The 22,046-nt window shown below is 58.3% G+C and carries 22 protein-coding genes; 3 read left to right on the top strand and 19 right to left on the bottom strand.

Features of this window, described 5'->3' with window-relative positions; all coding sequences use genetic code 11:
- Window positions 1–24 precede the first annotated feature (24 nt).
- Both ACQUSW_RS00605 and ACQUSW_RS00600 read left to right on the top strand, forming a co-directional pair.
- The gene (locus ACQUSW_RS00605) at window positions 25–450 is read left to right on the top strand and encodes a rhodanese-like domain-containing protein (protein ID WP_428930358.1); all 426 of its coding nucleotides are present in this window, start codon (window positions 25–27) and stop codon (window positions 448–450) included.
- Window positions 451–970: 520 nt separating this feature from the next.
- A complete protein-coding gene (locus ACQUSW_RS00600) occupies window positions 971–1,384 on the top strand; it encodes a hypothetical protein (RefSeq protein WP_428930357.1) in 414 nt (137 codons plus the stop codon).
- A gap of 124 nt (window positions 1,385–1,508) precedes the next feature.
- Here the strand turns inward: ACQUSW_RS00600 and ACQUSW_RS00595 are convergent, their stop codons facing one another.
- The 5 genes from ACQUSW_RS00595 to ACQUSW_RS00575 form a co-directional block, all read right to left on the bottom strand.
- A complete protein-coding gene (locus ACQUSW_RS00595) occupies window positions 1,509–1,943 on the bottom strand; it encodes a cytochrome c oxidase subunit 4 (protein ID WP_428930356.1) in 435 nt (144 codons plus the stop codon).
- Between the two features lie 3 nt (window positions 1,944–1,946).
- Window positions 1,947–3,674: an aa3-type cytochrome oxidase subunit I gene (gene ctaD / locus ACQUSW_RS00590; protein WP_428930355.1), complete on the bottom strand. Its 1,728-nt coding sequence runs from the start codon at window positions 3,672–3,674 to the stop codon at window positions 1,947–1,949.
- A gap of 2 nt (window positions 3,675–3,676) precedes the next feature.
- Window positions 3,677–4,573, bottom strand: a complete 897-nt coding sequence (gene ctaC, locus ACQUSW_RS00585; RefSeq protein WP_428930354.1) for an aa3-type cytochrome oxidase subunit II — start codon at window positions 4,571–4,573, stop codon at window positions 3,677–3,679.
- A gap of 105 nt (window positions 4,574–4,678) precedes the next feature.
- The gene (locus tag ACQUSW_RS00580; protein WP_428930353.1) at window positions 4,679–5,047 is read right to left on the bottom strand and encodes a HesB/IscA family protein; all 369 of its coding nucleotides are present in this window, start codon (window positions 5,045–5,047) and stop codon (window positions 4,679–4,681) included.
- A gap of 77 nt (window positions 5,048–5,124) precedes the next feature.
- Window positions 5,125–6,537, bottom strand: coding sequence for a dipeptidase (locus ACQUSW_RS00575; protein ID WP_428930352.1), 1,413 nt, complete (start codon window positions 6,535–6,537; stop codon window positions 5,125–5,127).
- Between the two features lie 51 nt (window positions 6,538–6,588).
- On the opposite strand from ACQUSW_RS00575, the gene ACQUSW_RS00570 reads away from it, so the two are divergent.
- Window positions 6,589–7,164, top strand: a complete 576-nt coding sequence (locus ACQUSW_RS00570; RefSeq protein WP_428930351.1) for a DUF3043 domain-containing protein — start codon at window positions 6,589–6,591, stop codon at window positions 7,162–7,164.
- 51 nt (window positions 7,165–7,215) lie between these two features.
- Here ACQUSW_RS00570 and ACQUSW_RS00565 read toward each other — a convergent pair whose 3' ends face one another.
- The 14 genes from ACQUSW_RS00565 to murC form a co-directional block, all read right to left on the bottom strand.
- Complete coding sequence (locus ACQUSW_RS00565) at window positions 7,216–8,235, bottom strand: quinone-dependent dihydroorotate dehydrogenase (protein ID WP_428930350.1); 1,020 nt, start codon at window positions 8,233–8,235, stop codon at window positions 7,216–7,218.
- 10 nt (window positions 8,236–8,245) lie between these two features.
- Complete coding sequence (nrdR, locus tag ACQUSW_RS00560) at window positions 8,246–8,722, bottom strand: transcriptional regulator NrdR (protein WP_428930349.1); 477 nt, start codon at window positions 8,720–8,722, stop codon at window positions 8,246–8,248.
- Between the two features lie 59 nt (window positions 8,723–8,781).
- The gene (gene hisD, locus ACQUSW_RS00555) at window positions 8,782–10,098 is read right to left on the bottom strand and encodes a histidinol dehydrogenase (protein WP_428930348.1); all 1,317 of its coding nucleotides are present in this window, start codon (window positions 10,096–10,098) and stop codon (window positions 8,782–8,784) included.
- Window positions 10,085–10,843 carry a hypothetical protein gene (locus tag ACQUSW_RS00550; protein ID WP_428930347.1) on the bottom strand — a complete coding sequence of 253 codons (759 nt, stop codon included), beginning with the start codon at window positions 10,841–10,843 and terminating at the stop codon, window positions 10,085–10,087. Before ACQUSW_RS00550 ends, hisD begins: the two co-directional genes overlap by 14 nt.
- A gap of 90 nt (window positions 10,844–10,933) precedes the next feature.
- Window positions 10,934–14,485 carry a DNA polymerase III subunit alpha gene (dnaE, locus tag ACQUSW_RS00545; RefSeq protein WP_428930346.1) on the bottom strand — a complete coding sequence of 1,184 codons (3,552 nt, stop codon included), beginning with the start codon at window positions 14,483–14,485 and terminating at the stop codon, window positions 10,934–10,936.
- Window positions 14,460–15,407 carry an RluA family pseudouridine synthase gene (locus ACQUSW_RS00540; protein ID WP_428930345.1) on the bottom strand — a complete coding sequence of 316 codons (948 nt, stop codon included), beginning with the start codon at window positions 15,405–15,407 and terminating at the stop codon, window positions 14,460–14,462. Before ACQUSW_RS00540 ends, dnaE begins: the two co-directional genes overlap by 26 nt.
- Before the next feature lie 5 nt (window positions 15,408–15,412).
- Window positions 15,413–15,958: a signal peptidase II gene (gene lspA / locus ACQUSW_RS00535; RefSeq protein WP_428930344.1), complete on the bottom strand. Its 546-nt coding sequence runs from the start codon at window positions 15,956–15,958 to the stop codon at window positions 15,413–15,415.
- An 8-nt stretch (window positions 15,959–15,966) separates the two neighbouring features.
- Window positions 15,967–16,584: a DivIVA domain-containing protein gene (locus ACQUSW_RS00530; protein WP_428930343.1), complete on the bottom strand. Its 618-nt coding sequence runs from the start codon at window positions 16,582–16,584 to the stop codon at window positions 15,967–15,969.
- A 139-nt stretch (window positions 16,585–16,723) separates the two neighbouring features.
- The gene (locus ACQUSW_RS00525; protein ID WP_428930342.1) at window positions 16,724–17,011 is read right to left on the bottom strand and encodes a YggT family protein; all 288 of its coding nucleotides are present in this window, start codon (window positions 17,009–17,011) and stop codon (window positions 16,724–16,726) included.
- 12 nt (window positions 17,012–17,023) lie between these two features.
- Window positions 17,024–17,491 carry a cell division protein SepF gene (locus ACQUSW_RS00520; RefSeq protein ID WP_428930341.1) on the bottom strand — a complete coding sequence of 156 codons (468 nt, stop codon included), beginning with the start codon at window positions 17,489–17,491 and terminating at the stop codon, window positions 17,024–17,026.
- A gap of 40 nt (window positions 17,492–17,531) precedes the next feature.
- Window positions 17,532–18,233: a YggS family pyridoxal phosphate-dependent enzyme gene (locus ACQUSW_RS00515; protein WP_428930340.1), complete on the bottom strand. Its 702-nt coding sequence runs from the start codon at window positions 18,231–18,233 to the stop codon at window positions 17,532–17,534.
- A 2-nt stretch (window positions 18,234–18,235) separates the two neighbouring features.
- Complete coding sequence (ftsZ, locus tag ACQUSW_RS00510) at window positions 18,236–19,390, bottom strand: cell division protein FtsZ (protein WP_428930339.1); 1,155 nt, start codon at window positions 19,388–19,390, stop codon at window positions 18,236–18,238.
- Window positions 19,391–19,560: 170 nt separating this feature from the next.
- The gene (locus tag ACQUSW_RS00505; protein ID WP_428930338.1) at window positions 19,561–20,625 is read right to left on the bottom strand and encodes a cell division protein FtsQ/DivIB; all 1,065 of its coding nucleotides are present in this window, start codon (window positions 20,623–20,625) and stop codon (window positions 19,561–19,563) included.
- Window positions 20,626–20,632: 7 nt separating this feature from the next.
- Window positions 20,633–22,033 carry a UDP-N-acetylmuramate--L-alanine ligase gene (gene murC, locus ACQUSW_RS00500; protein WP_428930337.1) on the bottom strand — a complete coding sequence of 467 codons (1,401 nt, stop codon included), beginning with the start codon at window positions 22,031–22,033 and terminating at the stop codon, window positions 20,633–20,635.
- Window positions 22,034–22,046: the final 13 nt, after the last annotated feature.

Below are 22,046 nucleotides of genomic sequence, written 5' to 3'. Positions count from 1 at the left end.
ACGCGATCGTCGTAATCTAGCCTCATGATCGATCGCGCTACCTACTTTGCTGCCAAACTCGCCTACGAAACCGACGCCACAGACGTCTATCTTGCTCAGAAGGCCGGAGAAGACATCACCGTCGTCGATGTACGCTCCGAGCAAGCGTGGGCTCAGGGCCGAATTCCTGGCGCGATCCACATGCATTACAGCGATATCGCCGTGCGTGCGCCCAAGACGATTGACGACGGCAGAGCAATTGTTGTCTACTGCTGGAGCCCCGGGTGCAACGCGGGAGCAAAAGCGGCACATGTCTTCGCCTCGCTGGGCTACGAGGTGCGAGAAATGATTGGCGGGTTCGAATACTGGGTCCGCCAGGGGCTCCCAGTCCAAGACGCGGATGGTGTTCACCGCCGCCCGATCGACCCGCTCACGAACGTACCGCGCATTCGCACCCACGCAGACTCATGACTCCGTTGGGGGCTATAGGCAATAAATAGTGGATGGGATCGTGATTTTAGTTGCGTGATCATGCGGTAAAACAGGGTTCGTTATCGTCGCTCATGCTTAGTCATGACCCAACGGCAACAGCTCACCCGCTTCCTGACCTGGCTAACCGGGAAAGCATCTCAGAGCGAGGTCAGGGTGGTACCGGCCGAACCTTCCGACATCAGACGGCGTGGTGCTGGCAGTTGCAACCCCACATGCCGATGACCGGCGAGGTCCATGATGCTGTCCTTGTCGACGGCATGTGGATCGGGTCCTGGTGCCTGCTGATCGCGCTTTCCGACACCGAACACGTGGTCGCATGGCAAACGCTGCATCTTCCACCTGCAAATGAACGTCACCCGTGAGCTGACACGCAATCCCCGACTGGCCACTGGGAAAGCATTACGGCAGATCGCAATGCGCCTAAGCGATGTCCGTAGCGTCAGTGATGCAATCTACTTAGCGGTTGACTCTGGAGGCGTGGTGGCAACGATACGGGCACATGACGCGCAAACGAACCATATATGACAACGGAAAGTTCGGGTTCACGCACCTGCGGTTACCCAAAGCCTGGGCGGTGCTCCATCGCGCCACGCAAGCCCGACACACCTTCACATTCCTCGAGCACAGCAACCCCCGCACCACCAGCAGTCTCGAAGGTCGCATCAACGCACAACTGCGATACCTCCTCCGCCACCACACAGGCATGAGTATCGAACACCGCCGCATAAAACAAGCCCACCACTATGCACACACACCCATCAAGACCCGCCCCACACCCATCAAGACCCGCCCCACACCCATCAAGACCCGCCCCACACCCATCGACGAATCCCTCGGGCAAGCCCTCTACGACACCAGCCTCGACGCCGCAGAAAGACTCCGGACCCGCCAAAGCTGGGCAGGCAAAGGATGACACGCCCAAACCATCCACTATTTATTGCCTATAAGACTCCGTTGGTGCGCTTCCGTAAACAGTTGATGGCCGCGAGTTCTTCGGAACTCGCGGCCATCAATCTCTGACCTAGGGTTAGCTCTGCTTAGCGAGCGAAGTAACCGCGATAGTACTCGTACGTCCAGCCGACAATGGCGACAACAAAGATCGCCAGACCGATGGGAAGCATGAACTGCCCAACAGCCAGACCAATAGCAAATACCGCCGCTGATCCAGCCAGTACGATCGGCCACCATGACCAGGGAGCGAACTCACCGATCTCAGGGTCACCGTCGTCGATGTCTGCAGTGAGCGTGTCTTCAGGGAGCTCCCCGCCCTGAGCGCTACGGACGCGCCCAAGGTAGAAAGCAACCATTATCGCCATGAGGGCGGTGAAGTACAGGCCTACTGTACCCACCCATTCAATCGCCTCATTTACCGGAAGCTCCGGGTAAGCGATGAGATGCCACACCGTGTAGACGGTGCCGATAAGGGCGAAGAAACCGGCGATCACCCAAAAAACAACGATATTTGAACGCATGACTTAGCGGGCCTCTCCCTGCGCGTCAACGGCCACCGGAACTTCAGCGGCTTCGGGGTGGTTCAGGTCGAACGCCGGGCGCTCGCTACGGATACGCGGGATCGACGTGAAGTTGTGTCGCGGTGGCGGGCAGGATGTTGCCCACTCCAGTGACCCACCAAAGCCCCACGGGTCGTTCACTGTAACCTTCGGTGCCTTACGTGCTGTGATCCACACGTTCAGGAAGAACGGCAGCATCGAAGCACCCAACAGGATTGCTCCCACCGTCGAAACCTGGTTACCCCACGTCCAGTTGTCGAACTCCGAGTAGTCGGCGTAACGACGCGGCATACCATCGACACCCAACCAGTGCTGAACGAGGAAGGTCATGTGGAATCCGATAAAGAGCATCCAGAAGTGGATGTAGCCCAAACGCTCGTTGAGCATACGGCCTGTCCACTTGGGCCACCAGAAGTAGAACCCTGAGAACATTGCGAACACGACGGTTCCGAACACCACGTAGTGGAAGTGCGCTACGAGGAAGTAGGAGTCCGACAGGAAGAAGTCCAGCGGCGGTGACGCAAGGATGACTCCCGTGAGTCCACCGAATACGAAGGACAGCAGGAATCCAAGCGCAAACACCATCGGGGTCTCGAATGTTATCGAACCTCGCCACATGGTGCCGATCCAGTTGAAGATCTTCACGCCCGTGGGCACCGCGATGAGCATCGTCATAATTGCGAAGAACGGAAGCAGAACGCCACCAGTCACGTACATGTGGTGAGCCCATACCGATACCGACAGGGCAGCGATCGCGATCGTCGCGTACACCAGAGTCTTGTAGCCGAAGATGGGCTTACGGCTAAAGACCGGGAAGACCTCTGACACGATGCCGAAGAACGGCAACGCAATGATGTAGACCTCAGGGTGACCGAAGAACCAGAAGAGGTGCTGCCACAACAGAACACCGCCGTTAGCCGGATCATAGATGTGGGCCCCCAGCACACGGTCGGCTGCCGAGGCAAGAACCGCAGCGGCCAGCACAGGGAACACCATGATAATCAGAAGGCTCGTGATCAAGGTGTTCCAGCTGAAGATCGACATGCGCCACATCGTCATACCAGGCGCTCGCATAGTAATGATCGTGGTGATGAAGTTCACTGCACCAAGAATGGTTCCGAAGCCCTGAACGCCCAACCCGAGCATCCACAAGTTTCCTCCGGCACCCGGTGAGAACGTGGCATTCGAAAGCGGTTGATATCCAAACCAACCGAACGATGCTGCACCCTGAGGGGTAAGGAACCCGGCAACGGCGATCGTCGATCCAAACAGGAACAGCCAGAAAGCGAAAGCGTTTAGTCGCGGGAAGGCGACGTCCGGCGCACCAATTTGCAGCGGCAAGATTGCGTTGGCAAAGCCAGCGAAAAGCGGTGTTGCAAACATCAGCAGCATGATCGTGCCGTGCATCGTGAACAGCTGGTTGTACTGTTCCTTCGTCGGTACGATCTGCATGCCCGGCGCAAATAGCTCGGCGCGAATGATCAACGCCATCACACCGCCGAGCAGGAAGAAGAGTACGGACGCGAGGAGATACAGGTATCCGATCGTCTTGTGGTCAGTCGAGGTGATCCACTTGACGAGGATGTTGCCCTTTTCGTCGACACGGCTCGATGAGAGCAGCGCGGCCTGTCGGGCGGGAATCGTTGTGGGGCGCTCAGCTGTCTGCTCAGTGCCCGGAAGCGTAGTCGTCATGATTACTTCCCTTCCTCCTCGGAGCTTCCGCCGGTGCCGGGGAAGTTGGAGAGACGGTCGTAGGCCTCAGTGATGCTGCCGGTCTGGCCGGAGTCGCGCAGGTCAGCAAGGTACTGCTCGTACTCAGCCTCGCTGACAACCTCGACGTTGAACAGCATCATCGAGTGATACTCGCCGCAGAGCTCAGCGCATTTGCCCTGATAGGTGCCCTCGCGGGTGGGGATGAAGGACCATGAGTTGTCCTTACCGATGTACATGTCTTTCTTGTAAAGGAAGTCAATGATCCAGAACGAGTGAATAACATCACGTGATCGCAGATCAATACGAACTTCTTTATCTACAGGCAAGACAAGCGTGGGAAGCGTTTCTTGGTCGATGTTGCCATCAGCATCAGGCTGGGCCTGAATACCCATGGTCCATACGGCGTCGGACTCGTCATCGTTATCGCCGTTGTACTGGAAGTCCCATGCCCACTGCTTGGCAATGGCGGTGACGGACACCTCTGGGTCTTCGTATTGGGTTTCAAGAATCGTTTGATCACGCGCGGTGAAAGAGAAGAAACCGAGAACCAAGATCAACGGCACAACCGTGTAAAAGATCTCGATCGGCATGTTGTACCGCAACTGCACGGGAAGGCCGGTCTGGCCCTTACGGCGACGGTACATAACGACCGCCCACCCCATAAGGATCCAGGTCACGAGACCGACGGTCAGAAGTACGATCCAGGAGTTCACCCAGAGCGCTGCGACGCGTTCGGTGTGGTTGGTGGCCGGCGTGCCGTCCTCCACGAACCCGGGGAGGTAACCGTGAAGCTCGCGCGGGGTACACCCCACGAGAACCACGGCCGCCGCGATCCCTAACGGGATGGCGGCCCAACGAAGGCGGCGTTTCGAGGGCACGATGCACCTTTCATGTTGTGGATATGGGCGCCCTTCAGTCTAGGGCACTCTCACACCTGATTCATGCCAACCACGCAGGTTGAGCACAGTAAATGGTCGGTTAGATCAGTGGAAGCTATCGCCGCACGCGCAGGAGCCGGCGGCCTGGGGGTTGTCGATGGTGAAGCCCTGCTCCGAAATCGTGTCTTTGAAGTCGATGGCTGCACCGTCAAGATACGGGACGCTCATCTCGTCAACGATGACCTCGACACCCTCAAAGTCAACGGTTTCGTCACCCTCGAGGTAGCGCTCGTCAAAGTAGAGCTGATAGATCAGCCCGGAGCATCCGCCGGGCTGCACAGCGATACGCAGGCGCAGGTCGTCACGACCTTCTTGCTCAAGCAGACTCTTGACCTTGGCAACAGCCGCCTCAGTCAGATTGACGCCGTGTGCTTTTTCGGTTTCAGGGGTTGTCGTCAGTGTTGTGTCGCTCATGGTTTTCCTCCGCGCAGCCGGTTCGGCTCGGCCACTGCTTGTAATTCTACCGCTGTCCGCAGCGTGCGGGTCCGCGACTAGCGCTGATAGCTGTTCATCCGCGCTAGAAGCAGCGCCTCCGCCGAAATTGCGTGTCGCAGGGTGTCGATGTGGAGAGATTCGTTCGGGCTGTGGGCGCGCGAATGCGGGTCTTCCACACCGGTGACGAGTATTTGGGCCTGTGGGAAGCGATCAACAAGATCGGCAATGAAGGGAATCGATCCTCCAACGCCAATATCGACAGGCTGCTGGCCATATCCGTCCCGCAAGGCCTCGCGTGCGAGCTTGACCGCCCAACCATCGGTGTTGACGAGGAAACTCTCCCCCAAGTCGTGATCGGTGAAGGTGACCGTCGCCCCAAATGGCACATGCTCACGAAAATGACGTTCCAGCGCTGCCGCAGCGTCCGGAGCTGATTGTCCCGGCGCCACTCGGGCACTAATAACGAAGGAAACCTCGGGCTGCAACGTGTTGGAGGCTTCAGCGATGGGCGTGAGGTCTGATCCGATAACGGTGATTGCCGGTTGATTCCAGATCCTGCTCAATAGTGAGCCTGTACCGATGGGTGTTGCTCCGGGCAGAAGACCTGTCTCTTCACGCAGTTGTGTTTCACTGTACGAAGGTGTCGGTTCGTCGCGCATCGTGAGCCCCTCGACAGCAACAGAACCGTCTTCGCGCCACAGCGTCGAGAGCAGCCGGATGCCTGCCATCGCCGCATCCGGAACAGCACCTCCGAACATACCGGAGTGTGATCCGTGCTCGAGCGTTCGCACAGTAACTGTCATGCGCACGGCACCGCGCAATGACACTGTCAGCGCGGGCGTCGCAGAGTCCCAGTTACCCGAGTCAGCGACGACAATCGCATCGGCCTGCAGTGCTTCCGCGTTGTCCTCTAAGAACTGGCTGAACGACCGCGAACCGTATTCCTCTTCACCTTCAATGAAAACCGAGATTCCCAGCTCACAGTCATCGCCGAGCACCTCATGCACCGCGCGCAGAGCACCGATATGCGCCATAATGCCGGCTTTATCGTCGGCGGCACCGCGCCCATAAAGCCTTCCGTCACGCACCGTGGGCTCAAACGGTGGGGATTCCCACAGTTGCTCATCACCCGGCGGCTGCACGTCATGATGGGCATACAGAAGAATTGTCGGCTTGCCGTTTCGTGCCTTGCGGGTAGCAAGAACAGCTGGCTGCCCGAGCTCGCTCGTTCCGGGAATCGATGCACGCACCACCTCGACTCGATCAAAAATACCGATCTGTTCGGCGAGTTCGCGGACTCGTTCAGCGCTGTGCTGCAGCTGTCTCTGGTCAAAAGATGGCCAGGCAATACCCGGGATACGCACCAGCTGACCGAGATCGGCGAGCGTGGCAGGAAAGTGTCGAGATACTGCGTCAATGAGGTCGTCTTCAAGAGAAGAGAGTGCGCCCTGAGAAGGAGTCGAGGTCATGCGGGTAATCTTAGAGCGTTCCCATTTCCAAGATCTTCAGGACGATGACACGTGGCCAACACTGACCCCTCTTCTTCGAGCAGCGACGACACCACGACCGAGCGTGTCGGAAAGGGGCGCCCTACCCCTACCCGCGCCGAGCGCGAAGCCGCTCGCCGTCGCCCGCTTGTCGATAATTCCAAAGAGGCTCGAGCTCGCGCCCGCGCTGAACTCCGTGAAAAGCGGGAGCGCGCACGAATCGGCATGGCCAACGGTGAAGAACGGTTTCTACCGGAGCGTGACCGGGGTCCGCAACGGCGCTGGGTACGCGACTATGTTGACGCGGGCTGGCATGTGCAGGAATGGATTATGGCGATGATGATCGTGGTGATTGTCGCATCGATCATTCCCGTCATGGAAGTCGCCTACTGGTCGTTCGTGGTGCTGTGGGCGTATGTGCTCGTGGCCATTCTGAGCATGATTCTTCTCGGTATTCGAGTAAAACGTAAGGCTGCGATTCGGTTCGGTGCTGATAAACGCGAGAAGGGTCTGGGATGGTACGCCGCTATGCGATCGATGCAGATGCGTTTTATGCGCACGCCCAATGCGCAGGTTAAGCGCGGACAGTACCCCGACCTGCAGGCGTAGCAGTCACTGCCGCGCTATCTGTTTCCGGATGCCACCCGAGCCTGCGACGCGCTAACGCTGTACACCGCGGTTTATGTTGCGCGCCCATAGCGGGCCCTGGTAGATCAGTGCGGTAAAGCCTTGAACGAGCGTCGCACCTGCCTGTAAGCGCTCGGCAACATCGCTGCTGGTCTCGACTCCACCGACAGAAATAACACAAAAACCGTCGGGCACAGCCGCACGAATAATTCGCAGTACAGCGAGTGATCGTTGACGAAGAGGTGCTCCTGATAGTCCTCCGTCACCAGCCGCCTGCACAGTTTCTGCCGGCGTGTTGAGTCCGTCACGCGAGATCGTTGTGTTGGTCGCAATAATCCCGTCGAGACCTTCCGATACCGCGAGTTCTGCGATCGCCGGAATTTGATCGTCGGGTAGGTCTGGCGCAATCTTCACGAGCAGCGGGGTCGACCCTGCTGCTTCTTTCACAGCCCGAAGCAAAGGCCGCAGCGTTTCCACAGCCTGAAGGCCGCGAAGGCCGGGTGTGTTCGGCGATGACACGTTGACCGCGAGGTAATCGGCTAGGGGTGCGAGCCGCACCGCTGATGCAACGTAGTCGGCTGTGGCGTTGTCAACGTCAACGACTCTGCTCTTACCGATGTTCACGCCTATGATCGCGTCAGGGCGCCGACGACGCAGCTTAATGAGGCGCTTTTCTGCAGCTTCTGCCCCTGCATTGTTGAATCCCATGCGGTTCACAAGAGCGCGGTCCGGAATAAGCCGGAACAGACGCGGACGCGGGTTTCCGGCTTGTGGGAGCGCCGTTATGGTACCGACCTCGATGTGGCCAAAACCGAGTGCTGCCAGTCCGCGTACGCCGACGGCGTCTTTGTCGAATCCTGCCGCAATGCCAAACGCTGACGGAAACGTGAGTCCGAGGGTCGACACAGCATCGGCGGGATCGGGTGCTGTCCACCGGCGAAGAACGTTTGCGAACGGGCGTACACCTGCCAGCCGGATGACGCTCATCGCGGCATGATGCGCGAATTCAGGGTCGAGGCGTGCAAGAACGGTACGAAAAAGCAGGGAATACATCCCTGCCAGATTACTCGTGTTTAGTGGCGCCCTGTGACCGATTGTGGTCAGCGCGGAGTTCTTCGATGGCTGCTTCGAAGTCTTCCAGCGACTCAAACGCTCGATAGACACTGGCGAAGCGCAGATAAGCCACTTCATCGAGGTCGCGGAGCGGACCCAAAATGGCGAGACCTATCTCATTCGTGTCGAGTTGCGAAGCACCTGTCTGCCGAATGCTTTCTTCTACCCGCTGCGCCAAGATAGCCAGGTCAGCTTCGGTTACCGGCCTCCCCTGACAGGCTTTGCGCACGCCGCTAATGACTTTTTCGCGGCTGAACGGTTCGATAACTCCTGAGCGTTTGATGACCGCAAGGCTGGCCGTCTCGGTTGTCGTAAAACGTCCCCCGCACTCCGGGCACTGTCGACGTCGACGGATCGATAAACCATCGTCGCTCGTGCGGGAGTCAATGACTCGCGAGTCGGGATGCCGACAAAAAGGGCAGTGCATTCTCGTAAGACTACGCGTTGTGCGTAGTCTTCCCTTCGCGGTGACCGGCGTTGTTCGTTTTATTCATGGTGTACATCAACAAACCGTTGTTGCACGGCATCGCCATGGGCCGGTAGTTCTTCTTCGTCGGCGAGTGTTCGAATCGCGGCGCTTACTTGGCTGAGGGCCTCTCGGTCGTATTCAACGACCTGCTGCGGCCGCAAAAACGTGTATGCACCGAGTCCTGGCGCATATCGGGCTTGTCCACCCGTGGGTAACACGTGGTTGCTGCCGGCAAGGTAGTCGCCGAGGCTGACAGGTGAGTACGGGCCAACAAATATTGCTCCGGCACTGGTGAATTCTTTGACACTGTGCGCGGCGTCGCGGGTGTGCAGTGACAGGTGTTCGGGTGCATAAGCATTGCTAAAAGACACGGCTGCTGCATGGTCGTCGACGAGTACGATCGCTGACTGTTGCCCTGCTAGTGCCTGAGCGACGCGTTCGCTGTGCCGCGTGCGCGCTGTCTGCCGCGTGACCTCACGAATTACTTGCTGTGCGAGCGTTTCTGAGTCGGTCACGAGCACAGCGGAAGCTTGTTCGTCGTGCTCTGCCTGGCTGATCAGGTCTGCGGCCACGAGACGCGGGTTTGCTGTGTCGTCGGCAACGATGAGAATCTCTGTGGCTCCTGCTTCCGAGTCCGTGCCCACGACACCAGCCACAGCGCGCTTTGCTGAAGCAACATAGTTGTTACCGGGGCCACTGACCACGTCTACCGGGTCGAGTTGGAGACTCTCCACTCCCCACGCAAAGGCACCGACTGCGCCGGCGCCACCCATGGCATAAACTTCGGTGACGCCCAGGAGCGCTGCCGCTGCCAAGATCGTGGGATGGATGCGTCCTTTGTGGTCGCTTTGTGGTGGCGAGGCCAACGCGATCTGTGTCACTCCGGCAACCTGGGCGGGCACGACGTTCATGATGACGCTCGATGGGTAAACGGCCTTCCCACCAGGAATATAGACACCGACACGGTGCACGGGCTGCCAGCGTTGAACAATACGTGCTCCCGCACCGAGGTGTGTCTCTTGCCGGGCTGGCACTTGAGCCCCGGATGCCTGTCGTACACGCGAGATCGCTTCTTCCATCGCGGCTCGCACATCGGGGTCGACCCGTTCGAGCGCTTCGGCGAGGTGCGACTGTGGGACACGAATCGTGTGATCGGTCACGCTGTCGAATTTGCTGGCCTGTTCACGAAGTGCTTCCTCACCGCGTATTCGCACGTCGTTAACAATGTCGTGCGCTGTCGTGAGTGCGGCGGCACGAGCCTCGGTTGCTCGCGGTACCACGGCCAGAAGCTGTGCGGGGGTAAGTGTTTGCCCGCGAAGATCAATCGTCTTCATGCGTCTTTTGTTCACTCTCGGGTGCAGATTCTTCGGTGTCGAGTACAGGCTCTTCGGTCTCGGGTACAGATGCTTCCACTTCAGGCGCAGACTCTTCTGCCTCGATCACGGGCTCTTCGCCCAATTCCGGTTCGTGGGTAGCGTCCGCAGCGGACGCTGCTGGTCGGGCGGCAATCGGACGCACGGGATTGGCGTTGCGATGCGCGAGACTCTCTGTTCGATGCTCGAAGTCGTCTTTGAGGCCAGGGATGATGGGCGCTGCCACTGTCAGAACGACGAGGAGCAGAAGCGTCGTCAGCAGCACCCACTCCGCCCACCCAACGATGCTCGTACCCAGACCCGTATCAACCATCAGACCCTGCCACAGGGATATTGACCAGTGAAGGGCAGCAACGCTGAACACAACGGAAGCAAACTGGTCGATTCCCAATGAGCCCACCCGGCGAATACCCTCGGGAGAGAATCGACGAAGCACGATCAAGAAGACCGCAACTGTTGGCAGACCGAGTGGAATCACCCAGGTAAGAGCCCCCGACCATAGTTGAGCGCCGATGCTTGCTGAGGGAATAAACGAGGCGATCATGCTCGCCGCCCACACGACCACTATGAGCAGTTCTCGCAGAGTCACAGGCCCTATACCCGCTTGCGGTCGACCGTCATATTCACCAAAGTCGTCTGCCACTATCCACGCAGTTTCGTCATCGGTTTCTGGAAGCATAGTGTCGCGGGGTTCTGGGGATGTCATCGGGGTCCTTCCATCGCGATCGAACATTTTCGATGTGGGCACCTGGGGCGCCCCATGATCTTATCGAGCTAGTTTTTTGTGGTCTGTCAACTAGCCGAGACACTGCGGACCCAGGAGTGATTTTAGGTCGCCAAAGAGGTCGGCAGAAACGTTGACGGCCATGGGAACGTCAAATATTTTTGCCGTGGATCCTCGATGAACCTTCAGCGTCACTTCGGTTTCTCCTGCGTGCCGACGCAGTACGTCCGCAAGATCGTGCATAACTTGCTCGGTCGCTCGTTGTTCAGGCATGACCAAAGAAAGCGGACCCGCCGCATCAAACGCTCCGATATCGGGCGTGAAGGCTGATTGTGCATGCAGGTTAAGGCCGTCGTCACGCCGCGACACCCTGCCTCGCACCGCAAGAATACTGTCTTGCTGCAGGATGTGTTGAAACTCCGTATAAGTTTTTCCCATGAACATGACGGTCACTTCGCCGTTAAAGTCTTCGACTGTCACCATGCCGTAGGGGTTACCGCTCGTTTTCGCAACGCGGTGCTGCGCGCTGGTCACTAGCCCCGCAACGGTCACCTGATCACCGTCTTGTAAGTCTTCCGATTGCAGAAGATCATGAATGCTGATGGACGCATGCTTGGCCAGAGGCACTTCGAGGCCAGCAAGCGGATGGTCAGAGACGTAGAGTCCCAGCATTTCGCGTTCAAACGCCAGCTTGTCTTTCTTTGTCCATTCCGGGCGCTCCGGCACCTTTTGATCCTGTTGCGGTTCGTCCCACAGACTGTCAAAATCAAAGCCGACTTCACCCTGTGCTTCTCGACGCTTGTCGAGCACGGCGGCCTCGGTTGCGTCTTCGTGGATCTCGAGCAGCGCTCGACGAGTGTTTCCGAGTGTGTCGAAAGCACCGGCTTTGATCAGCGATTCGACCGTACGTTTGTTCGCGACGTGGATCGGCACCTTCGAGAGAAAGTCGTGAAATGAGGTGAACTCACCTTTCTCTCGTCGCGCACTAACGATGCCTTCCACCACGTTCGACCCGACATTACGAACGGCTCCGAGGCCAAATCTAATATCTTCACCTACGGCTGTGAAAAAGTTGATGGATGCGGTGACATCGGGGGGCAAAACTTTAATCCCCATCCGGCGACACTCGTTGAGGTATACCGCGAGCTTGTCTTTGGAATCACCGACGCTTGTCAGCAGCGCTGCCATGTACTCGGCCGGATAGTGCGCCTTCAAGTATGCCGTCCAGTACGAAATCAATCCGTACGCGGCTGTATGCGCTTTGTTGAAGGCATAATCGGCAAATGATTCCAAAACATGCCATAGTGCCTCTTGCGCTTTGGCGGAGTATCCGTTTGCCGTCATTCCGGCAAAGAAGTCGGCCTGCTGTTTATCGAGTTCACTTTTTTTCTTTTTACCCATGGCACGGCGCAAAATATCGGCCTGCCCGAGCGTGAATCCCGCAAGCTTCTGTGCCGCGGCCATTACCTGCTCCTGGTAAACGATAAGACCGTAGGTGCCGTCGAGAATTTCTCGCAGCGGCTCTTCGAGCTCGGGGTGAATGGGCGTAATTTCTTGTTGCCCGTTTTTGCGTAGGGCGTAGTTGATGTGCGAGTTGACGCCCATGGGGCCTGGCCGATAAAGCGCCAGTACGGCGGAAATGTCTTCGAAGTTGTCGGGCTTCATGAGCCGGAGCAGGCTGCGCATTGGCCCGCCGTCCAGCTGAAAGACGCCGAGTGTATCGCCGCGAGCGAGAAGGTCATACGATGCGCGGTCATCGAGGTCGAGGTCTTCGAGCACCAGTTTGGTGCCGCGGTTCATCTCGATGTTGTCGAGGGCGTCATCAATAATGGTGAGGTTACGCAGACCTAAGAAGTCCATCTTGATGAGGCCGAGAGTCTCACACGCTGGATAATCGAACTGTGTGACGATTTGGCCGTCTTGTTCACGCCGCATGATCGGAATGATGTCGATCAGTGGGTGCGAAGACATGATGACGCCGGCGGCATGCACACCCCACTGGCGTTTAAGGTTTTCTAGACCTATAGCCGTATCAAAAACCGTTTTTGCTTCGGGGTCCGAGTCAATAAGTGCACGGAATTCGCTGGCTTCTTTATAGCGCGGATGCTTGGTGTCATACATCCCATCCAGGGGCATGTCCTTGCCCATCACGGCCGGGGGCATAGCTTTTGTCAGCCGCTCCCCCATACTGAAGGGGAAGCCGAGCACGCGTCCGGCGTCTTTCAGCGCCTGCTTTGCTTTGATGGTTCCGTAGGTGACGATCTGGGCCACACGCTCATCACCGTATTTTTCGGTCACGTACTGAATCACTTCGCCGCGGCGACGGTCGTCGAAGTCGACGTCGAAGTCGGGCATCGAAACGCGATCAGGGTTCAGGAAGCGCTCAAAAATTAGGCCGTGCTGGAGTGGATCGAGGTCGGTGATTTTCATGGCGTACGCGGCCATTGACCCGGCTCCGGAACCGCGCCCCGGCCCTACCCGGATGCCATTATCTTTGGCCCAGTTAATGAAGTCCGCCACGACCAAAAAGTAGCCGGGGAAACCCATCTGAGTAATGACAGATGTTTCGTATTCCGCCTGCTGACGCACATCGTCAGGGATTCCTGCGGGATAGCGGTCATGAAGGCCTCTCTCGACCTCTTTAATGAACCAGCTCTCTTCGGTCTCGCCCTCCGGAACCGGAAAACGAGGCATGTAGTTGGCGCTCGTGTTGAACTCGACGTTGCAGCGCTCAGCAATGAGTAGTGTGTTGTCGCACGATTCCGGCAGGTCTTTAAAGACCTGCCGCATTTCTGCGGCTGACTTGACGTAGTAACCGTCTCCGTCAAATTTGAACCGGTTCGGGTCATCGAGAGTGGACCCTGATTGCACACACAGGAGCGCTGCATGACTTTTTGCGTCGTGCTGGTGAGTGTAGTGCAGGTCGTTGGTGGCTACCGGTGGAATATCGAGATCCTGTGCGATTCGCATGAGGTCCTCGCGAACACGTCGCTCAATAGAGAGCCCGTGATCCATCAGTTCGAGAAAATAGTTTTCTTTACCAAAGATGTCTTGAAATTCGGCAGCTGCGGCACGGGCAGCGTCATATTGCCCGAGGCGCAGGCGCGTTTGAATTTCACCGGAGGGGCAGCCCGTCGTGGCAATAAGACCTTTCGCATATCGCTGCAGCAGTTCTCGGTCCATGCGGGGCTTAAAGTAGTAGCCCTCCATGCTCGACAGCGATGAGAGCCGAAACAGGTTGTGCATGCCCTCGGTTGTTTCGCTGAGAAGTGTCATGTGCGTGTATGCACCCGAACCAGATACATCGTCGCGCTGTTGTTCTGCGCTTCCCCAGCGCACGCGTGTTTTATCGCTGCGGTGTGTTCCCGGAGTGACGTACGCTTCGATTCCGATGATCGGTTTGATACCTGCGTCTTTGGCTGCGCGGTAGAACTCGAAGGCGGCGAAGGTGTTGCCGTGGTCGGTCACGGCCACGGCCGGCATGTCTTGTTTCACCGCCTCTTGGATGAGGGATCCGATGCGGGCGGCGCCGTCCAGCATCGAATACTCGCTGTGCACGTGCAGGTGTACGAAAGAGTCAGATGCCACGCCTTCGAGCCTACCCGGGGCTGGCGACACCAGCATCCGGCGTGTCGCGCAGAACAGCTAGTGCGTGGTCAAAGTCAGCGGGATATGGCGAAGAAAACTGCACCCACTCCCCTGTTCCCGGATGCTGGAATCCGAGCCCGCGCGCGTGTAACCACTGGCGAGCAAGCCCGAGTCTTTTTGCCATAGTGGGGTCGGCCCCATAGAGCGGGTCACCAACGCAGGGATGGCGATGTGCTGCCATGTGCACGCGAATTTGATGGGTGCGGCCAGTCTCGAGGTGGATCTCGAGCAGGGAGGCGCCGCGAAAGGCTTCGAGCGTCTCGTAGTGTGTGACCGACTCTTTGCCCTCCGGCACGACGGCAAATTTCCATGAGTGATTGGGGTGTCGGCCGATGGGTGCGTCGATGGTTCCTACGAGCGGGTCCGGATGCCCCTGAACGACGGCGTGGTAGATCTTTTCGACCGTCCGCTCTTTGAACGCGCGCTTGAGGTGTGTGTATGCACGCTCGGTTTTCGCGACGACCATGAGTCCGCTGGTACCGACATCGAGGCGGTGGACTATTCCTTGGCGCTCGGGTGCCCCGCTGGTGGCAATACGAAAACCTGCGGCAGATAGCGCACCAACAACGGTGGGTCCGTCCCATCCGACGGATGGGTGGGCAGCAACCCCCGTAGGTTTGTCAATCACAACGATATGGTCGTCGTCATAGATGATTCCCAGGTCGGGAACCGCGAGCGGCACAACGCGGGGCTCTTCGCGTGGTTTCCATTCAACATCGAGCCAGGCGCCCGCGTGCAATCGATCCGATTTACTGAGCGTGACGCCGTCTTGCATCACTCCGCCGGATGCCGCGATCTCTGCGGCAAAGGTACGAGAAAAGCCGAGAAGTTTCGATAGACCAGCATCGACCCGCATGCCTTCCAAGCCATCGGGCACCATGAGAGAACGCGACTGCATACTTTCTACTCCGGATGCTCCGCAGAGGCCTCAGACTCATGATGAGCGCGCGTGCCGTCAAGTTGCAGGCCGAGGATGATCATGAGCGCGACACTGATCATTCCGGTGACGATAAAGATGTCGGCAACGTTAAATATCGCTGGCATCAGCCACGGCAAAGAAAGCATATCGACGACATGACCGACACCGAAGCCTGGCTGCCGAAACAGTCGATCTGTGAGGTTTCCGAGAACGCCGCCGAGCAGCACGCCCAAGACAACGGCCCATAGCCGTGATCGTACGGCGAGCGACTTCCAGATAATAATGATCGCAACGGCCGCGAGAGCAAGAGTGAACAACCACGTTATTTCCGACCCGATGGAGAATGCTGCACCGGAGTTACGAACGTAATAGAGCTGAAATACCCGTCCCCACACGGGAACGACCTCTTGTGGTGGAAGGAAAGTAATGGTCGCATGCTTCACACACTGATCGGCGACCAGCACGATCGCTGCGAAAACCGCAATGATGGTACCGGCCGCCGATCGGCGAAGCGGAGAACGCCCCGGCAAAGAGGGCCTCAGAGCCCGATTGCCGAAACGGGTGTTTCTGGTGTTACTGCTCCCTGGCTGTCGAGATCACGCAGCTGGGTTTCAATGTAGCTACGCAATTGGCCACGGTAGCTACGCTCAAAGTCGCGCAGCTCAGAAATACGACCCTCGAGCTGGGTACGCTCACGCTCGAGACGGGCAGTGTCTTCACGGTACTTGTTCTCTGCCTCAGCAACGATCTTTGTTGCCTGGTTGCGAGCCTCTGCCACGATCTGATCACGCTGAGCCTGGCCTTCAGCAACGTGCTCGTCGTGAAGACGCTGAGCCAGCTCCAGAATGCCTGCGGTAGCGGCGGGTCCAGCGTTCTGCTGTCCAGCGTTCTGCAAACCAGCGTTCTGCAGTACAGGAGCGGTGGGTGTCAGCGGCTGCGGGGCCGGAGTCGGCGTCGCAGCCGGTGCTGCGTGACGCTGCTCCCCTGACTCAAAGGCTGCGAGCCGTGCCTTCAGTTCAGTGTTTTCTTCAATGACTTTGCGCCACTCGACAACGATTTCGTCAAGAAAGTCATCAACCTCATCGGGGTCGAATCCATCTTTAAAACGAACATGCTGGAACTGTTTGGTGACGACGTCATCCGGGGTCAGTGCCATGGTGGCTCCTCTTTCGGTGAGTTCTCTTCGGCCGGTGGAAGATGCTCCAACCCGGGGTCGGCATCTTGAAAGTAAGCATAGTCTCCTGCAGCTGCAATAGTGCTCCAGGCAACACCCAGGTTGGGCATACGGAAGGAAACTAAATCAGGCTACGGGTGATCGACATGAGTATCAGCACGAGAATCATGACGACGGTAAAACTAAAGTCAAGCAATGCATCGCCAACCCGCATGGGGCGAATGAAGCGTCGAAAGAACTTAATGGGCGGGTCGGTCAACGTATAAACAATTTCGCCAACCACAAGCATTGCTCCGCGAGGACGCCATCCACGCTGGAACAGTGGGATATAGCCGAACACAAGCCGGACGAGCAGCAACATGAAATAAATCAGCAGCGCAAAGTTAGCAATCGCTGCGATCAGCGACACGGGGTGCACGTGTCAGGGCTGCGTGAAGCCGGATTCTGGATCAGCGGTAGCAATACCACCCTGCCCAGACACTTCAACGCTCTCTGGCGACAGCAAAAATACTTTGCTCGTTACTCGCTCGATTCGACCGTAGAGCCCCAGCGAGAGTCCGCTGGCAAAGTCGATGAGCCGCCGCGCATCAGCATCACTCATCTGCGAAAGGTTGATGATGACGGGAATCCCCTCGCGAAAACTCTCGGCAATCGTTTGAGCGTCTCGATACTGCTTGGGGTGAACGGTAAGAATTTCGTTGACCGCACCTGCCGCAGGCTGTCGTACGGCCTGCGGTCGACGAAGTGGTGTGACCGGAGCCGGTGCGGATTTAGCGGTGTCGTCACGGTGCTGGCGAACGGCAGGGGCCTGTGCGACCTCGTCTTCGTAGACCTCTTCTTCGTCAGCGAGGCCCAAGTACACCATGGTCTTTTTCAGCGGGTTCCCCATCGTCTCCTCCGGATTCGTGAGGGGTATGTGTATGTCGAGGTTAACCCCGGTCAGGGCGTGATCCTGTGATTGCTGAACCGATTCGAAGGTGTGTCGCACCCGCGTTAATCGCCTCAACAAAGTCAGCGGTCATCCCGGCCGAGATCCAATCAGCATCCGGCACCACCGTAAGAAGCTGTTGCGCCATGCCGTGCAAACGGGCAAATGCCCGGGCCGGCTCTTCGTCTAGTGGTGCCACGGCCATGATCCCGCGCAGGCGCAGGGTGCTCAAACCAGCAATGTGCTCAGCCAGCGACTCAATGCCATCGGGGTTCACTCCGCCGCGACCCTCGTCGTCGGTGAGGTTGACCTGCATGAGCACATCGAGCAACCGGTCGTCGTCCGCTACGCGTTCGAAGGCATCGGCCAGTCGTTCTCGGTCTACCGAATGCACAACGGCAGCAGACTGCCTGATGGCGCGTGCTTTTTTGGTTTGTGCTTGGCCGACAAAGTGCCACCGGAGCTCACCAAGATCAGCCGTCTCGGCGGTCTTTGCGCTGAGCTCTTGCTGCCTGTTTTCTCCTACATCGCGCACACCACAGGAGTGCAGCTCACGAATGAGTGAAGCCGGATGGAATTTGGTCACAACAATGCGCGTGATGCTGGATGGATCACGGCCAGCACGGCGCGCGGCCGCGGCGATCGACTCATCGACCGCCGCGAGCCGTGCGGAGAGATCCGTGCTGTCAGAGGCTTGAGACACGGTCACTTGAGGAATTCAGGAATATCGATGTCGTCTTCATCAAAAGACGGCTCGAGTGTTGTGGCAGCAACAATAGGAGTCACGGTGGACTCGTCACTGCGTGCTGGCTGCTCCTCGTCACCGGTTTTCTTCGTAGAGTTCTCATCGTCGCTCGCCGATGGAGTCGACGCCGGTCGCGAAACGATAACCGGGTCGAGCCGCGCGGTGGGCTCCCCGCCGTCGAACCCTGCCGCAATCACAGTAACGCGCACTTCGTCGCCGAGCGTGTCATCGATGACTGTTCCGAAGATAATGTTCGCTTCAGGGTGCGCTGCTTCTTTCACCAGCTGCGCGGCATCGTTGATCTCGTAGATACCCAGGTTCGATCCGCCCTGGATAGAGAGCAGCACGCCGTGGGCACCTTCGATACTGGCTTCCAGAAGCGGTGATTCCACCGCCAATTCCGCGGCCTTAATGGCACGGTCGGCACCGCGGGCAGAACCAATTCCCATGAGCGCCGAGCCGGCCCCCTGCATCACGGACTTGACGTCGGCAAAGTCAAGGTTGATGAGCCCGGGGGTCGTAATCAGATCGGTGATGCCCTGCACACCGGCCAGGAGAACCTGGTCTGCCGTAGCAAAGGCTTCAATCATCGAGATTCCGCGGTCGCTGATCTCGAGAAGTCGGTCATTCGGTACGACGATGAGCGTATCGACCTCTTCCTTCAGCTTGGCAACTCCGGCCTCTGCCTGGCTTTGACGTCGGCGTCCTTCAAACGAGAAGGGCTTGGTGACAACACCAATCGTGAGGGCGCCAATTGATTTCGCGATGCGGGCGACAACCGGCGCACCGCCTGTTCCGGTGCCACCGCCTTCGCCGGCGGTGACGAACACCATGTCGGCTCCGGTCAGTGCCTGCTCGATCTCTTCGGCATGGTCTTCTGCAGCGCGTCGTCCCACTTCGGGGTCGGCACCGGCTCCCAGTCCTCGAGTGAGTTCACGCCCAACGTCAAGTTTAACGTCAGCGTCGCTCATGAGTAGGGCTTGGGCGTCGGTGTTGACGGCAATAAATTCAACGCCGCGCAAGCCCAGGTCGATCATGCGGTTGACGGCGTTGACGCCGCCGCCGCCCACGCCGACCACTTTAATGACGGCGAGGTAATTCTGGTTATGGCTCATTCCGGCCTCCGATGTCGAGCCTTAAAGAAAACCTTCAACCTCTACTTGAGGTATAAAGTATTTTCCGGTATTGTTTTCTCTCGCTTCGAACGTATGCGGCACAGCCCACACAATCAGCAATGATCTGCGCGTGTCGCACAGATATCGTCAATAATTCGGCGTCGGCGCTCTCAGCGCACAACAACAGCCTGCGGAGAAGAGACATCGTAGACATCGGCGTTGGGATGCGCCTGCATGGTTCTCTCCAGCGCGATGCCTTTACGCACCGACTCGTGCGCACTCCCCCACACCACCTGCGTCCTGTCGTCCAGGGTCAGCGTGACGTCGTCCACCGACGATGCTGCAACCTCAACCAACCGCGCAGCGATCGATTCCGGCAGCGACCGCACAACGTTTCCGGCTGAAACAAAGGCACGCGTACCGATCCCGCCCTCGATCGTGAGCAGCGCGTGCCCTTCAGGGCGCTGCTCCGAAGTAGAAAGCGCCACTCCAGCCGCATCAATAACGGTAAAGCCCGCATCCGTTGCCACGACACCAACCGGTGTGCGCTCAACAATCTTCACCATCAGTTCATGCGGAGGATGCGCTTCCAGCGTGTACGTCTCAATAAGCGGAAAGGCAACGAGCGCCGCCTTCACTTCGCCGCTGTCGACAAGCGCTAACGGGCGACCACGCTGCTGCTCCAATGCGCTCTCAATCGTCGCGGGATCAAGCTGTTGCACACCCGTGACGGTAATCGTGTCTACCGCGAACAGCGGACTGTATGCCACGGCAAAACTTGTCACCGCCACCACCACGGCGGCACCCAACCAAGCGAGTATCATCCGACGACGACGCCGGGCACGATGGGTGAATCGCCGGATCTCTGCCCGCAATGCTCGTCGCCGCGCGCGTGCCGCCTTCCAGACATCCCACGTGCCAACAGCGGCACGATCGGCGGGTTCGTCACCACTGCCATGAGTGACGTCGTCGCCCGGCAGCGGCTGCTGGCTTTCGGCATCCGGTGCCGAAGAAGAATGATGTGCCGCGCTACCCTCATGCGACGCCGAGGTCAGCGGCAGAATCGGTGCTACCGGAACCGTCGGTTGATCATCCTGCGCCACGGCATCATCCGCAGCGTCGCCACCACGGTGCGAAACAGGCAGCAGCGAGCGAGTATTCGCTAGAACCGGCTCCGGATGCGGCTCAACCTCGGGCCGCCGGGGCGACGAGGGTATCGGCGACGGACGACGCATAACTCACTTACCCCTGAGCAGAAGCCTTCAATGCTTCGAGTACCTGCGGAATGATGAGGTACACGTTGCCGCAGCCCAGAGTGATAACAAAATCATTCTCTCGCGCTACCGATGCGGTGTAGTCGGCAGCCTCTTGCCAGTCGGCAACAAAGTGCACAGCGGAGGGGTCACGGAAAGCGCCGCTCACCAGCTCGCCGGTGACACCGGGCACCGGATCTTCCCGCGCGCCATAAACGTCGAGCATCACTGTGTGGTCGGCGCACTCCTCTAAAACCTCAGCAAACTCTTGATACATATGCTGCGTTCGCGAATATGTGTGCGGCTGTTGAATCGCAATAATGCGCCCAGAACCCACAACCCCCCGGGCAGCTTCGAGAGCCGCACGCACCTCAGTGGGGTGGTGCGCATAATCGTCATACACGCTCACACCGCGCTCCACACCGTGCAGCTCAAAGCGACGAACGGTACCGGCGAACGCGGCCATGGCAGCCGCAGCATCCGGAAGCTCATATCCAAGAGCAAGAAGAACACCGATAGCACCCACCGCGTTGACAACATTATGCACACCCGGCACGGCCAACTGTACGCGTGCGCTCTGCCCGCGATATGTGACGGTACACGAGGCGGGAGCCACGGCACTCAATTCGCTGATGCGCAGATCAGCTGCCTCATCGGCTCCGAAAGTCAGGACATTCGGATGCTGCAGCGCCCTGTAGACCCGCTGTGCTCCCGGGTCATCGATCGAAATGACAACGGCTTCGCTCGCCTCGTTTCCAAAGCGCACAAAAGCATCGAAGAACGCTTCTTCCGTGCCAAAAAAGTCGAGATGATCGGCATCAACATTGGTGATCAGGGCAATTGCTGTGTTGTACAGCAAAAAGGTGCCGTCGGACTCATCGGCCTCAACAACAAATAGGTCATCGTTGCCGGTGGCGCTCGACACGCCCGACTGTTCGATCACTCCACCACTGACAAAGCTCGGTGACGCCCCCAGCTCGTGCAACCCGGTAACAAGCATTCCGGTCGAGGTGGTCTTACCGTGCGCACCGGCCACTGACACCAAACGGCGCTGACCGATCAGCCAGTGCAGCGCTTGCGAACGGTGAATAACTTGCAAACCACGCTGCTTCGCCGTGACATACTCGGGATTTTCTGGCCAGATCGCCCCCGTGTGAATAACGGTGTCAGCCTCACCCAGATGAGCGGCATCGTGGCCCACGTGCACGCGTGCACCACGCTGGGCAAGTTCACGCAGTGTCGTGCTGTCGTCGCGGTCTGATCCCGAAACCGGAATTCCGGCGTCGAGAAAGATACGCGCTAAGCCGCTCATTCCCGATCCACCGATCCCGATGAAATGGGCGCAGTCGATGGTCTCGGGAATGGGAAGAGAAAGGTCAGGTCTGATCATGTCGTATTCATCC

The sequence above is a fragment of the Microbacterium luticellae genome (assembly GCF_050408645.1).
GTDB lineage: Bacteria > Actinomycetota > Actinomycetes > Actinomycetales > Microbacteriaceae > Microbacterium.
Note: the sequence above shows the minus strand (reverse complement) of the source record. Positions and strands in the feature narration are given on the sequence as shown.

Bases quoted from the DNA above. Each gene is read 5' to 3' on its own strand.
- ACQUSW_RS00520 (WP_428930341.1), bottom strand. From the start codon at position 17,491: ATGGGGAACCCGCTGAAAAAGACCATGGTGTACTTGGGCCTCGCTGAC.
- ACQUSW_RS00595 (WP_428930356.1), bottom strand. From the start codon at position 1,943: ATGCGTTCAAATATCGTTGTTTTTTGGGTGATCGCCGGTTTCTTCGCC.
- murC (WP_428930337.1), bottom strand. From the start codon at position 22,033: ATGATCAGACCTGACCTTTCTCTTCCCATTCCCGAGACCATCGACTGC.
- ACQUSW_RS00530 (WP_428930343.1), bottom strand. From the start codon at position 16,584: ATGGCACTGACCCCGGATGACGTCGTCACCAAACAGTTCCAGCATGTT.
- dnaE (WP_428930346.1), bottom strand. From the start codon at position 14,485: ATGCTGGTGTCGCCAGCCCCGGGTAGGCTCGAAGGCGTGGCATCTGAC.
- ACQUSW_RS00565 (WP_428930350.1), bottom strand. From the start codon at position 8,235: ATGTATTCCCTGCTTTTTCGTACCGTTCTTGCACGCCTCGACCCTGAA.
- ACQUSW_RS00540 (WP_428930345.1), bottom strand. From the start codon at position 15,407: ATGCAGTCGCGTTCTCTCATGGTGCCCGATGGCTTGGAAGGCATGCGG.
- ACQUSW_RS00605 (WP_428930358.1), top strand. From the start codon at position 25: ATGATCGATCGCGCTACCTACTTTGCTGCCAAACTCGCCTACGAAACC.
- ACQUSW_RS00580 (WP_428930353.1), bottom strand. From the start codon at position 5,047: ATGAGCGACACAACACTGACGACAACCCCTGAAACCGAAAAAGCACAC.
- ftsZ (WP_428930339.1), bottom strand. From the start codon at position 19,390: ATGAGCCATAACCAGAATTACCTCGCCGTCATTAAAGTGGTCGGCGTG.
- ACQUSW_RS00600 (WP_428930357.1), top strand. From the start codon at position 971: ATGACGCGCAAACGAACCATATATGACAACGGAAAGTTCGGGTTCACG.
- ACQUSW_RS00550 (WP_428930347.1), bottom strand. From the start codon at position 10,843: ATGACATCCCCAGAACCCCGCGACACTATGCTTCCAGAAACCGATGAC.
- hisD (WP_428930348.1), bottom strand. From the start codon at position 10,098: ATGAAGACGATTGATCTTCGCGGGCAAACACTTACCCCCGCACAGCTT.
- nrdR (WP_428930349.1), bottom strand. From the start codon at position 8,722: ATGCACTGCCCTTTTTGTCGGCATCCCGACTCGCGAGTCATTGACTCC.
- ACQUSW_RS00575 (WP_428930352.1), bottom strand. From the start codon at position 6,537: ATGACCTCGACTCCTTCTCAGGGCGCACTCTCTTCTCTTGAAGACGAC.
- ctaD (WP_428930355.1), bottom strand. From the start codon at position 3,674: ATGACGACTACGCTTCCGGGCACTGAGCAGACAGCTGAGCGCCCCACA.
- ACQUSW_RS00505 (WP_428930338.1), bottom strand. From the start codon at position 20,625: ATGCGTCGTCCGTCGCCGATACCCTCGTCGCCCCGGCGGCCCGAGGTT.